This window comes from Arthrobacter sp. L77 (genome assembly GCF_000816565.1).
Taxonomy (GTDB): Bacteria; Actinomycetota; Actinomycetes; order Actinomycetales; family Micrococcaceae; genus Arthrobacter_D; species Arthrobacter_D antioxidans.
Map to the genome: position 1 here is coordinate 126,163 of NZ_JWSU01000005.1, position 12,298 is coordinate 138,460.

Annotated in this window: 11 protein-coding genes; 2 read left to right on the plus strand and 9 right to left on the minus strand. The window is 69.2% G+C overall.

Annotation, left to right across the window (positions count from 1 at the left end; genetic code table 11):
* Window position 1: 1 nt before the first annotated feature.
* Entirely contained in the window at window positions 2–883 is an 882-nt protein-coding gene (locus RY94_RS16815) for a hypothetical protein (protein ID WP_052274161.1), read from the plus strand.
* 18 nt (window positions 884–901) lie between these two features.
* Here RY94_RS16815 and RY94_RS16820 read toward each other — a convergent pair whose 3' ends face one another.
* From RY94_RS16820 to RY94_RS08770, 9 genes are all read right to left on the minus strand, one after another.
* Window positions 902–1,732 carry a GAF domain-containing protein gene (locus RY94_RS16820; RefSeq protein ID WP_052274162.1) on the minus strand — a complete coding sequence of 277 codons (831 nt, stop codon included), beginning with the start codon at window positions 1,730–1,732 and terminating at the stop codon, window positions 902–904.
* Window positions 1,733–1,837: 105 nt separating this feature from the next.
* Window positions 1,838–2,857 (minus strand): LLM class flavin-dependent oxidoreductase, encoded by a 1,020-nt coding sequence (locus RY94_RS08740; protein WP_043444206.1) that lies wholly within the window; start codon window positions 2,855–2,857, stop codon window positions 1,838–1,840.
* Between the two features lie 94 nt (window positions 2,858–2,951).
* Window positions 2,952–4,154, minus strand: coding sequence for a LysM peptidoglycan-binding domain-containing protein (locus RY94_RS08745; protein WP_052274163.1), 1,203 nt, complete (start codon window positions 4,152–4,154; stop codon window positions 2,952–2,954).
* A gap of 36 nt (window positions 4,155–4,190) precedes the next feature.
* On the minus strand, window positions 4,191–4,712 hold the full coding sequence (locus tag RY94_RS08750) for a hypothetical protein (protein WP_156135091.1): 522 nt from the start codon (window positions 4,710–4,712) through the stop codon (window positions 4,191–4,193).
* On the minus strand, window positions 4,709–7,462 hold the full coding sequence (locus tag RY94_RS18130; protein ID WP_197060626.1) for a galactose oxidase early set domain-containing protein: 2,754 nt from the start codon (window positions 7,460–7,462) through the stop codon (window positions 4,709–4,711). The genes RY94_RS08750 and RY94_RS18130 overlap by 4 nt, the downstream gene beginning before the upstream one ends.
* 27 nt (window positions 7,463–7,489) lie before the next feature.
* A complete protein-coding gene (locus tag RY94_RS08760; RefSeq protein ID WP_043444209.1) occupies window positions 7,490–8,956 on the minus strand; it encodes an ArnT family glycosyltransferase in 1,467 nt (488 codons plus the stop codon).
* The gene (locus tag RY94_RS08765; RefSeq protein WP_052274166.1) at window positions 8,953–9,738 is read right to left on the minus strand and encodes a polysaccharide deacetylase family protein; all 786 of its coding nucleotides are present in this window, start codon (window positions 9,736–9,738) and stop codon (window positions 8,953–8,955) included. Before RY94_RS08765 ends, RY94_RS08760 begins: the two co-directional genes overlap by 4 nt.
* Window positions 9,735–9,890: a hypothetical protein gene (locus tag RY94_RS18135; protein ID WP_197060627.1), complete on the minus strand. Its 156-nt coding sequence runs from the start codon at window positions 9,888–9,890 to the stop codon at window positions 9,735–9,737. Before RY94_RS18135 ends, RY94_RS08765 begins: the two co-directional genes overlap by 4 nt.
* A gap of 17 nt (window positions 9,891–9,907) precedes the next feature.
* Entirely contained in the window at window positions 9,908–10,951 is a 1,044-nt protein-coding gene (locus RY94_RS08770) for a glycosyltransferase family 2 protein (RefSeq protein WP_052274167.1), read from the minus strand.
* Between the two features lie 626 nt (window positions 10,952–11,577).
* Between RY94_RS08770 and RY94_RS08775 the strand changes: the two genes are divergently transcribed.
* On the plus strand, window positions 11,578–12,192 hold the full coding sequence (locus RY94_RS08775) for a phosphatase PAP2 family protein (RefSeq protein ID WP_052274168.1): 615 nt from the start codon (window positions 11,578–11,580) through the stop codon (window positions 12,190–12,192).
* Window positions 12,193–12,298 lie beyond the last annotated feature (106 nt).

A 12,298-nucleotide genomic window follows, 5' to 3' on the forward strand; every position in this document is an offset into this window, starting at 1 on the left:
CATGGACCTGACCGAACGGGCCGGCGCCCTGTACGTCCTGCCGCTCGACCGCTTCACGGCCGCGCGCAACGCTGCGGCGAAGGAGGCGGCGAAGGACGGCGAGAAGGACCTCGCCGCCGCCCTCCGCGCGCTCCCCAAGCCGTCCTCGGCCGCGTGGCTCGTCAACGTGCTCGTCGACCGTCGGCGCGGCGAGGTGGAGCAGGTGCTGGAACTCGCCGCGTCCCTCGAGGAAGCGCAGGCGGGCCTCGACCGGGCCCAGCTGCACGCGCTCGGCCGGCAGCGGCAGCGGCTCCTCGCCGCCGTCGCCCGCGAGGCACTGGACGCCGCCGCGGAGGTGGGGCACGACGTCGGTCCCGCGGCGCTCCCCGACGTCGAGCAGACCCTGCGCGCCGCCCTCGCCGATCCCGCGGCGGCGGCCGCCGTCCTGACCGGGCGGCTCGTGCGCCCCCTCCAGGCGAGCGGCTGGGATCCGGTGGACCTCGACGGCGCCGTCGCGGGCCCCTTCACGGCGCCGGCGTCCGGTCCGGCGGGAGCGGGGGGAACCGGCAACGACGACGGCGAGCCGCGTACGACGCCGCGGAGACCCTCCGCACGTCAGCGCGAGAAGGCCGAGGCGGGGCTCGCCACTGCCCGCGAAACGCTCACCGACGCGCGGGCCCGGCTGGCGGCGGCGGCCGAGGCGACGGAACGCGTCAGGGTGCGGCGGGAGGGGCTGAGCGCCTCGATCGAGGACCTCGAGGAACGCCTGGGTGCCCTGCATCGGGAGCTGGCCGACGCCGACGAGCAGGGCTCCGCACTGGCCCGCGAGACGGAAGCCGCTACGCGTTCGGTGGAGGAGGCGGAAGCGGCGGAGGAGGCGGCCCGGACGCTGCTGGACGGCTGACGCCGTCCGCTCGTCCGGTCAGGAAACGTCCGCGTCGTCGAGCAGGGCAGCGCCGGCAGGCAGGTGCGTCCTGACTTCCCGCTGTGCACGGTTCGCGAACGTGTGGAGGACGCGGCGGTCGCCGGCGGAGAAGCCGTGGGGGTGCTGATCGAGGATGCAGAAGGTCCCGATGTTCCACCCTCCGGGGCCCCGCAGCGGATACGCCGCGTAGAACCTCATGGAGGGCTCGCTGACCACCAGCGAATGGTGACGGAAACGCTCGTCGCCCATCGTGTCGGGAAGGACGAGGGGCGCGGACGTGCGGATGGCCTCGTCGCAGAAGCTCTCCCGCCTGGGCAGGAGCCGGCACAGCGGCCCTACCGACGCCTTGAGGAACTGATGGTCCGCGCCGATCAGGGAGACGCTTGCCGAGCTCACATCGAACGCATCACGGGCCTCGACCACGAGGGCGTCGAGCGCCGGGGCCGGGCCGGAGGCGAGCAGGCCGCTCGCGGTGAGCGATCGCAGGCGCTCGGTCTCGGCCTCCGCGTCGGTGAGCAACCAGGCCGCCGCGGCACTGATGCTCGGGCCGTCGGCGGTCCGGGCACTGCCCATCGAGTCCAGCACGTAGGGCACGCAGCTGGGCAGGTCCCGGTCCCAGAACATCTCGTTGATCGAATGCGCGAGGATGTCCCGGTCGAGATCGGTGATGCCCGGGTCGGCCTGGCTCTGATCGGTGTGCAGGAAGCGGACCATCTGCGCCTCGGTCAGCCGTCCGCCCATCGCGCAGTAGCGCAGCCACGCCTGCTCGAGGGAGAAGCCGCCCGCCGACAACGCGGTGAGCATCAGCTCCAGTTGGACCTGGTGCACGGCTTCTCCTCGAGCTACTGGGTCATGCTGTCCCCCAAGAAGATCAGCATGCTTATGGTTACACGGTAGCCCAGGATCGGGTCGAGGAGAAGTACGGGCTCGTTTTCAGCGCAGTCCGGCAGCGGGAGCCACCAGCTGCACGATGTTCCCGAGGAGTGCGGCATTGAAGTCCACACCGAGCTGGTTCGGGATGGTCACCAGAAGCGTGTCGGCCGCCTGCACGGCCGCGTCGGCGGCGAGCTCGGCGGCGATGACGTCGGGGGCACCGATGTAGCTGCGGCCGAAACGTGACCGGGCGCCGTCGAGGATTCCCACCTGGTCCCGTGATTCGCGCTGGGCGCGGACACCGAAGTAGTACTCGTCGGTCTCGCTGACGATCGGCAGGATACTGCGACTGACGGAGACCCTCGGGGTCCACCCGTGCCCCGCCTCCGCCCACGCCTTGCGGAAGACGGCGATCTGCTCGGCCTGCAGCTCGTCGAAGGGGACGCCCGTGTCCTCCGTGAGAAGGGTCGAGCTCATGAGGTTCATCCCCTGCTCCCCCGCCCACTGGGCCGTGGCCCTGGTGCCCGACCCCCACCAGATGCGCTCCGACAGTCCCGGCGAGAGCGGGTCGATCGGGAGCCGGCCGGTACTGCCGGACATCCGCGGGTTGGGATCGGCGATCCCGGAGCCCGCGATCGCCTGGCGGAAGAGCAGCGCCTTGTCGCGTGCCATGCGCGCGTCGTCGGAGCCTTCCGCGGGGGAATAGCCGAAGGCGCGCCAGCCGTCGAGGGCGGTCTCGGGCGATCCGCGACTGATCCCGAGCTGCAGGCGGCGGTTGCTGACGAGGTCGGTGACGGCGGCTTCCTCCGCCATGTAGAGCGGGTTCTCGTAGCGCATGTCGATCACGCCGGTCCCCAGTTCGATGGTCTTCGTCCGCGCGGCCATCGCGGCCAGCAGCGGGAAGGGCGCCGAATACTGCGGAGCGAAATGGTGCACGCGGAGGTAGGCGCCGTCCACGCCGAGCTCCTCGGCCGCCACGGCCAGCTCGATGGCCTGGACGAGGGCCTCCTGCGCGGTGGGGACGAGCGAGCCCCGCACATCCTGGTAGTGGCCGAAGGACAGGAACCCGATGTTCGTCATGCCGGGTGCAGCGCTCGGGAGGACGGACCCATTCCCGCTGCGGCCGGGACGGTCGCAGCGACGGCCGACGGCAGGCCGGCGAGCCTCGGTGGATTCAGCTCCCCGGAGGCAGCCTCAGGAAATGGCCCACCCTCAGGGACTCAGGATCGGGATCACCGTTCAGTGCAGCGATCTCCCGCCAGTCGTCCACCCCGTACCGCACGGCGATCTTCTGAAGCGTGTCCCCTGCGACCACGGTATGAGTCGGGTCAGCGGCGCGAACGCGGATGGGGAAGACAGGCGGGATGATCACGGGGGGCGGGCTCGCGGAGGCCAGGTCGAGCATCACCAGGGGGGCGATGTTCTCGGCGAACGGCCAGCCCATGCGCTCATCCATCGGAAGATCCCAAGTGTAGGCACCTCGAAGCTCGGGATGGCGCGCGGCCAGGCTCTTCCAGGCGCCCTCCACGACGGCCTGATCGGAACGGTCCGCTGCATCGCCCAGGCCGAAGCCCACACCGACGCGGCCGGCGTCCCCCATGCGGGCAACCCATTCGTTCACGGAGTTCACGATGTAGCCCTCGGTGGTGAGGCCTGCGCCGTCGTAGTACTGGGGGCTGACCATGTCCATGACGCCGGCATCGATCATCGCCCGGCAGTGGGTCATGTCGTCCGGTCGCCAGGGAGCGGGCGGGCTGGTGATCGCGAAGTCCTTGCCATAGGTACTTTTGAGTTGCAGGGAGACCCAGATCATCTGTTCGGTGTCGGGCCGTTGGCCACCCTCATAGTTGTTCCAATCGAGACCGTCGAAACCGCCGAGGTCGCCATGGATGCGCTTGATGCTGTCCAGGAATGCCTGAGCCCGGGCACGCGTGGAAAGGTCGACGTGGGCCTGGGCACCGCCGACCGAGAGGATTGCGGTGCGGGTCTCCCGGAACTCGGCCAGATCCTCCCTGAAGTTGCTTGCCGCCCCACGTCCGTCGCCCGGTGCGTTCCACTGCACGGCCCCGCTGGTACCCCCGGCACCACCGACAGGAGTGGCGTGGAACAGGAACACGGTGTTGTAACGCGCCGGGATGTCCTTCAGCCGGATCGGTGAACCCCAGTAGGTCCAGTAGCCTGCGATGACGCGCCTGGGAAGTGGGTTCGTGATCTTGCTCCTCATGTCGGGGATGGGCGCGTCATAGGGATACTCCGCAGGCACGGGCTCCGCACCTCGCGAGGACCAGTCAAGAGCGCCCTGGTCCGTTCCGAGGGCGAGGTGAGGAAGCACCGCCATCCAGGCTGCTCCGCGCAGGAACGAGCGGCGAGTGGTCATGAACCGGTTCCCGCCGCTCGTAGGTGTCCTTGCCGACTACTTATGGTCGTCACCCTTTCCGCAGGCGATGCCGTCCTTGTTGCTGTCGAGCCCGAGGGAGTCCTCCACTGCGGCTACACCCTGTGGTAGCAGCGCCCGCACATCCTCGCACGTGTAGAACATAGCCATCTCGGGCCCGTCCATGCCCGCGTGGCCTGCGTGTTCGGCCGCAAGCCGAGGAGGGATGGGAGGCAGACACTGCCCGTCCGTTCCGTAGCCCGGCACGCAGCCGCCTGCAAGAGCCGTGTCGGACACGTCACCGGCGTTCAGGCCCTTGGCATCGTCGGGGGTCATCCTGATGCCCTCGGCCTGCTGCGGCGCGGGATCGTTGACCTCCTCCGCCTCGGGGGCGACGTCCGCGATCGGGACGTCGGCCTCGGGGATCTGCGAATCCGGTCGGGCGTCCGCCGACCCCACGGGAGGGGTCTCCGCGCCCGGGGGGGCTCCGACTGCGGAGTGGGTGGCACACCCGGTGAGCAGCAACAGTCCTGCTGCAGCGGCCATGAGTCGTGCTTTCATCGGACGTTCACCATCCTGGCGACGGAGGGAACGCCGCTGGCGTCCAGGACCGTGAGCATGTACGGACCGGGCGGCAGTAGCGCGGAGTTGGACGGGACGGTGGCGCGACGGGTCGCACCGGTACCGGTGATGGGCAGGTCCACCAGGCGGGCGTTGGTGTCCGTCTGGTGGGTGGCCGAACCCACGGCAGTCAGCGAGGCGCTGACGACGTCCCCGGTGACGCCGAGGTCGAAGCCCGCGCCGTAGCCGGTCGTCGCAGGGGCTGCCGTGATGGTCGGACGCGTGCCCTTGAACAGGTAGGCCGGCTCGTAGACCGAGACCCGCATCTCGAACGAACCGTCTGCCGGGTTGGAACCGAACACAGCGACCCGGCCGTCCATGAGGACCAACGAGGAGGAGTGGTAGTTGCGGCCCACCGGGTCCGCCGCGACCGTCGTCCAGGCATTCGTCGCGGGGTTGTAGGTCGCCGCCCGCAGCACATTGCCCGCGCGGGGTCCGGTGCTGCCGTTGGAGGACAGGACGGTGCGGTCGGGCAGGGTCGTCAGGTTGACGTACATCCGCCCCTCCGGTCCGGGCAGGGCCGGCCCAGGGGTCCAGGCGGGGTTGGCCGAGTTGAGGTTGATCAGATCGACGCTGTTGGTCGCCCCTCCTCGGTCGGTCGAGCCGCCACCCGCGATCATGAACGTCTGGTTCTGCGCCGGAGGGAGCAGGACCGAACTGGCCTGGTCACGCAACGATCGGTTCCGGAGGCCGGGCACGTCACCACTCGTGGCGTTGCGCCAGTTGTGGATGACCGACCCCGTGGCCGACGGCGAGTTACCGAAGGTGTAGCCGCCGGTGAAGAACAGGTTGCCGTTGGCCATGAGGAAGAAGTGGGGGTAGGTACCCCAGTACCGGTTGGTCTGGGGTGTGGCCGTGCGCGGCTGCCACCGGTTCGTGGCCGCGTCGAACATCTCGACGGCGGTCGATCCCTTGGCCACGCCGTCGCGGTTGTCGTAACCGCCCACCGACCAGATGTTGCCGTTCTCGAGCTTGGTCAGCGTCGGGTACCAGTGGCCCTCGATCGTGTCGTTGACCTTCGTGTAGCTGTCGGTGCCGGGGTCGAAGATGTAGGACTGCTTCGACCCCACGTACCCGACCGCGTTCTTGTGGCCCGCGTATCCCTCGGTGCCACCGCTGATGAGCACCCGGCCGTCCGCCAGGGTGACGTGCCCCGCGCAGAACATGTCATAGGGGACACGGATCTCCTTGAAGGCCCCTGTGGAGGGGTTCCACACGGCGCTCTTGAAGGTCCCGGCGTCGAAGTCGCCGGTGTTGTTGCCCGAGCCGGCGAGCAGCAGCACGCGGCCGTCGCGCAGCAGCGTCGAGTGGATCGCCCGGGCGGGCAGCGGAGCGTTCGCGACGGTCCACCGACCGGTCGCCGCCAGACCGGTGGCGGGGGGCGGAGTCGTGGGTGCCGTCGTGGGCGGCGTCGTGGGCGGAGTCGTGGGCGGAGTCGTGGGCGCCGGAGCCGTGCCGCCCGGCAGGGTGACCGTCGCGCCGACCGGCGCATGGAGTTCCAGCCAGCGCTCGGACTCCCCATGGCCGGACAGGACATAGCCTCCCCCGGGGATGGCCATGCCCGGCTGGCGCCTGCTGATCGAGGCCACTTTTCCGTCAGCCCCGACCGCGACCTCGAAGCCCCACATGTTGGCCGGGCTCGCGGTGCCGGTGTAGCGCACCAGGTAGTCGGCTGCACGGGCCACGTTGGTCCCGTTCAGCACGTGCTTCGCCGGGCCGATCTGGATCTCGTTGGCGGCCGGCGCCGTCGGCGGACTCGTGGGTGACGGCGTGGGCGACGGCGACGGCGTGGGCGACGGCGTGGGCGACGGCGACGGCGACGGCGTGCCACCGCCCACCTGGACCGTGGCACCGACCGGGGCGTTCGCATCCAGCCAGGCGGCCGAGACCTGGTGTCCGGACAGTACGTAGCCCCCGGCCGGGATCGCCATGCCCACCCGGTAGCGCGAGACGGCGGTCACCTTGTTGTCGGCTCCCACGGCTACCTCGACACCGTACGGGTTGGCCGGGCTCCGGGTGCCGGTGTAGCGCACGAGGGCCCCGGCCGCGCGGTAGATGTTCGTGCCGGTGAGGGTTCGGACGGCGGATCCGATGCGGACCTCGTTGGCGGCCGGAGGAGTCGGCGTCGGCGGCGGCGGGGTGGTGCCGCCGACGTCGATGGAGACGTTCGCTGCGGGGCTGCGGCCCGGAGGCCCGCCCCATGTGCGCGACCACTCCTCGTCGAGGACGTGCGCCTCGATGGAGTACCCCCCTGTGTTCGGCAGGGTGTAGGTCCTGGTACCGGGCAGCCCGTAGGCCCCGTCCTTGGTGGTCATCCGGTTGGCGACGGCCCAGGAACTGCGCCAGGTACCGTCCGTGCGGGTCCCCGTGGCCGGCGCGGTCGCCTCGGCGAGCAGGATCCTGCCCTCGCTGTTCTCGGGGACCTGCCGGGTGAAGTCGGGATGGTAGAGCCACCACTCGACCTTGACGACTGCGCCGCGGGCGGACTGGGTGGCGCGGGCAGTCGCCTCCAGCGGCACGGTGCCGCTGAGCGTGGCACCGGAGGCTGGTGCGGACAGGGTGACGGCGACGCACTGCGTCCCCCAGGGACACGGCGCTGCGCTCGCGGGAGTGACCCCGACCAGCCCCACCAGCAGCACGGTGGTCAACACGGCCAGGCTTCGGGCCGCCAGCGCTCGTAGAGAGTTCATTCGATCCCTTTCTTGTCCTGCGACGGATCAGCCACGGGTGTAGATGAGCCAGTTGTCACCCGGGGTGGGAGACGCAGGGAATGGCTCGAAGGCCAGGGAATAGGTGGAGCTCTCTTCCAGGGCGTCGAGAAGCACGGCCTGCGCGGCGTCCTGGTCCGGATTCCCCAGGCTGGAGGTGCGGAGGATCACCGTCTGGTAGCGCTCGTCGTCGACGGCCGAGCGGATGGTGCCCTCGCCCTCGAAGTAGAGCTCGAACGTCGTCTCCCAGGCGATTCCGGGCAGATCGCGCGTGTGGTAGTCGAGCGCGTCGGTGGCCGAGCTGATGTACAGCCCTTCCCGAGGGTCGGACTCGATCGCCGTCACGACGCTCTGGACATTGGTCCACCGATACATGGCATCGGCGCGGACCAGCGGGAACAGTGCCATGATCATCACCGTGATCACCACTGGAGTGACCATCAGCGGGTAGCGGGAGATACGCGCGAGGCCCCACCCGACGGGCAGCGCGAGGAGCATGACCGAGTAGGCCAGGTGCTTCTCGAAGGAGACGGCCTCGCCGAGGATCATCTGGCCGACGGGCAGTGCCATCGAGGCGAGCACCAGGCCGGACCCCAGGAGGAGCAGCCGCCGGTCCCCCGTGCGGAACATGAGCACCAGCGACACCGCGGCGAGCAGTAGCAGGAGGACCAGATGGTCGCCGGCCAGGGCCACGAGCGACCCGGTGGTGGTCGGGGACAGCGCCTGGCGGGCGGTCGTGGTGAACGCGACGTCCCGGACGAGGCCCTCTCCCCACACCGCCCAGACCATGGTGAGCAGACCCAGCGTCACCCCGGCGGCGACGAGTGCTCGGCGCGCCCCGAGGACGCCCAGGGCGAGGGTCGCCGCGAGCACGACCGGGACGAAGATTCCGGCCGTGTACTTGGTCAGGGCGGCCAGTGTCAGCACACCCCCGAGTGCGATGGAGGAGGGATAGCCGTGGCGCGTCAATCCCACCCACAGGCCCAGGGCGAGCAGGAGGATCACCAGGGCGTCGAACGTGCCCAGCCAGCCGGTGAAGATCACCGGGCCGGAGAGCATGAATGTGGTCGCGGCGAGCAGGCCCGCGCGCTTGCCCCAGAGGTGGCGTGCCGTGGCGTAGAGGGCCATGGCCGTGCCGAGCACGCACACCAGGCTGAACGCCCGCACGAGGTACAGGCCTCCTGCGGAGTCGAGCAGGGCCGCGAGTACGGGGTAGAGCACGGGCAGGCCGGAGAAGAACGCGCCGGCGTCACCGAGCGGTCGACCCTCGAACCAATGGTCCAGGTACGCGTTGCCGGCGTCGATGTACAGCGCCTCGTCGATGAAGGCCGTGTTGCGGAGACGGACCGCGAGTGCGACGCCGTAACCGAGGACCAGCACCAGGAGCAACCACTGCTTCCGTGCGCGGCTCATCGGCGGGCGGGCCGCGGGGGTTGTCTGCGATGCCTCGGGACGCATCAGGGTGGTGGCGGTCATGGCTCCTGCTTGGTTGCTCGTGCCCGGTGGGTCAGGCCGACGTCTGTGGGAAGTTCGGTATCTGCGGCAACGACCTCGCCGAAGCACAGGTCCTGGGCGTAGTAGTGCTCGATGATCCGGGGCAGCGCCTCTACGGTGAGGGGCTTGCCGTCGTGCAGGAGGAGGATCCCGCCGTCGGTCATTCCCTTCGACTGCTCGACCACCTGCTCGGCGGTCCCGGCCTCGAAGTCCTTCGAGTCGACGGTCCACAGGACCTCGAGCATCCCCCGGCTCTCGACGGCAGCCCTGAGCGCGGAGCTGGTGCTGCCGTACGGTGGGCGGAACAACGTCGGGGCGTCGTGACCGAGGTCGCGGTGCACCACTGTTGCCGCGTCGATATCGGCCAGTGCCGCCGTCAGATCCCCGGCCAGGAGGTCCGGGTGGGTCATGCTGTGGTTGCCCAACTGATGACCCGCCGCCTTCGTGCGCTCTACTTCCCGGGGACGGGCTTGCTCCTGGGCGCCGGTGTTGAAGAACACGCCAGGGATCTCGTAGTGGTCGAGCACGGCCCGGAGGTCCGAGGTGAGTTCTGTGGGTCCGTCGTCGAACGTCAGTGCCACGTAGCCGGCACAGGTGGCGGGCGCCGTGAGCTCCGGCAGCTGACTCATGTCAGCGGCCCCGGCCGGGACCTCGACGCGTGGGATGGGCGTCGGCGGCAGGGGTTCCTGGCCAGCACAGCCTGTGAGTGCGAGCATGAGCACCGCGATAGCGGCCCTGGACTGCAGGGCCGCCGCGCGGCTCAAAACTCCTCCTTGGGGCGCAGCCGCGTCAGGACGACGCCGGCCATGACGACCGCCACACTGGAGACGATGATCCAGAACGCGTCCAACCCCGTGGCGGCCAGCGTTGTGGCCGACGCACCGGTTGCAGCGAGACTTCCGTTTGCTCCGTACATTTCGTATTTCCCTCCTCTCAGGTGATCCAGACGCGCGCCTCGCGGCGCACGGCTCCGAACAGTGAACGCCAGTACACGATGAACATGGCGTTGTCATAGAGCCACAGCGGGACGAAGAGGACGGCCGTCCGGATGGAGGCCCTGTCCTTGGTCCGGTATGCCGTGACGATGTTCTCTGCCATGAAGATGGGCAGCAGGAACCAGTAGATGGGGTTGGGTGCGATATCCCACAGGAGCCAGCTCAGCACCAGGGCGAGCAGCGCGGCCGGGAAGAGCAGGGACGAGAAGAACGTGAACGCCACCCCGCCCCAGGTGCGGCGCGTGATCTTGTTCCAGCCGTAGAGCCACAGCGACTCCATGGCCCCTCGGTACCAGCGCAGGCGCTGGACTTCGAGGTCCTGGATGGTCGGCATGACGTCGGTGACCACCGGGCAGCGCTTGGTGCTGGTGCAGTCGAACCCCAGATGCCGGATCGCGAGGGTCAGCTCGTAGTCCTCGGTGAGCGAGTCCTCCATATAGACGCTCCCGGGGGCTCCGGGAAGGCTCTTGCCGCGTGCCTCGGCAATGGCCCGGAAGACCTGCACCGGGAACAGCGAGGCAGCACCGGACAGGACATGCACCTTGCCGCCCTGCCTCCCCATGAGTCGCGTACCACGGGCGTACTCGATGGCCTGCGCGCGTTCGATGAAGTTGTTCGGGGTCCGGGCGACGATGCAGCCCGACACCCCGCCCAGGTTCGGCTTCACGTCATAGGCCCACAGGGCGTTCATGACGAAGTCCTCACTGAGCTCACCGTCGGCATCCTGGGCCAGGATGTAGTCCTCGTCCTCGAGCAGGGGCATGACCAGGGCGAGCCCCTGGTTGAGCGCGCCGGCCTTCTTGGCCCTGTTGCCCACCGTCTCCACCACCTGCGCACCGGCCGCCCGGGCCAGGCGCACTGTGTCATCGGTGCAGTTGTCGGCCATCACGATGACCAGGGCCGGCTGAACGGACTGGGCGAACTGGCTCCGGACGGTCTTGACGATGCCGTCCTCCTCGTTGTGCGCCGGGATGAGCGACACGATGCGGGGCCCGGGCCGGTCCAGACCGGACAGATCGAGGACAGCGGAGTGAAGCGTGTCGACTGGACGGCCAGTCGGCGGACTAATAGTGGAATTCAATGAGACCTCCTCGAAACCGATAGATTTCGAAACCCTTCCCAAGACCTGCATGCCCACCCACCGAAGAGGGGTGGTTGCATGGTTCGACGATGTGAGATTCAAGACCACGGCATTCTTGACGACCGCCACTCAGAGCTGCGGGTACCAGTACTGGTGCTTCCTACGCGTATCTGCACGGTGGGTACTGGGGATCCGACGAGAAAGTGGACGATCGGTAATTGAACTTGCCTTGTCTACCCAGCTTGGAGGTGTGAGTAGATCCGATCACGAGTAGGTAGTACCTAAAGTTCTGAGGCAGGCACGTGCCCAGTTTTTTTATTCCACTCTGTTATGCCGTGCAGACCACGTATACGAGTGGTGAATACTGCGGACCGCTCCCGGATCAGGGGAGTCGGTCGCCCCCGAACAGGGCGACGGGGCGCACCGCTCACCGAGCCGTCGCCCTGGTGCCCGATCGTCACCACGACCGGCCCGACCGTCCGGACGATCCCACCTGGCGATGTGAGGGCACCTCGTATGATCGTCTGATGCCTGAGATCCAGCAGCTTCCTGCAGCCGAGACCGGCACGGGGGGCCTCACCCTGGCGCGGATCATCACCGAGCTCTTCGCGCCGACCGTACTCGTGGGGGTCCTGCTCCTCGCCCAGCCCTGGCTCACGTCCGGAGTCACCCTGCTTCAGGCTGCGACGGCGGCAGTGTTCACCGTGGGCCTGCCCTTCGCGCTGGTCCTCGTGCTGAAGCACCGCGGCACCGTGACCGATCACCACGTCAGTGTCCGCGAGCAGCGCGCGCCGATCCTGGTCGCGGCGGCGCTCTCCCTGGGGGCCGGAGCTCTTCTGCTGGCCCTCCAGGACGCGCCCGCCGCACTCTTCGGCGAGATCGGTGGCGTCTTCATCGGCCTGGTGCTGTGCCTCCTGGTGAACCTCGCATGGAAGCTTTCCGTGCATGCCGCTGTCGCTGCGTACGTCGCACTGACCCTGCTGGCCCCTGTTCCGCTCATCGGTCCGGCGCTCGCCCTGCTGCTCGCATCATCGGTCGGCTGGTCGAGGATCCGGCTCGGCGCGCACACGCCAGGGCAGGTCCTGGCCGGCCACGCCGTGGGATGCCTGGCGTTCGTGGCTGCAGCGCTCCTCCTGCCCTGATGGCAGCCCCTGCGCCGTGAGCACGAGCAGGGCCTGGCGGTCGGCGGCCTGCGCGAGGTCCGACCCCGCTCCCCCGTCCACCGGCCCGGCGTGCAGGACTCCGACC

Bases quoted from the DNA above. Each gene is read 5' to 3' on its own strand.
- RY94_RS16815 (WP_052274161.1), top strand. From the start codon at position 2: ATGGACCTGACCGAACGGGCCGGCGCCCTGTACGTCCTGCCGCTCGAC.
- RY94_RS08740 (WP_043444206.1), bottom strand. From the start codon at position 2,857: ATGACGAACATCGGGTTCCTGTCCTTCGGCCACTACCAGGATGTGCGG.
- RY94_RS08745 (WP_052274163.1), bottom strand. From the start codon at position 4,154: ATGACCACTCGCCGCTCGTTCCTGCGCGGAGCAGCCTGGATGGCGGTG.
- RY94_RS08750 (WP_156135091.1), bottom strand. From the start codon at position 4,712: ATGAAAGCACGACTCATGGCCGCTGCAGCAGGACTGTTGCTGCTCACC.
- RY94_RS18130 (WP_197060626.1), bottom strand. From the start codon at position 7,462: ATGAACTCTCTACGAGCGCTGGCGGCCCGAAGCCTGGCCGTGTTGACC.
- RY94_RS08760 (WP_043444209.1), bottom strand. From the start codon at position 8,956: ATGACCGCCACCACCCTGATGCGTCCCGAGGCATCGCAGACAACCCCC.
- RY94_RS18135 (WP_197060627.1), bottom strand. From the start codon at position 9,890: ATGTACGGAGCAAACGGAAGTCTCGCTGCAACCGGTGCGTCGGCCACA.
- RY94_RS08775 (WP_052274168.1), top strand. From the start codon at position 11,578: ATGCCTGAGATCCAGCAGCTTCCTGCAGCCGAGACCGGCACGGGGGGC.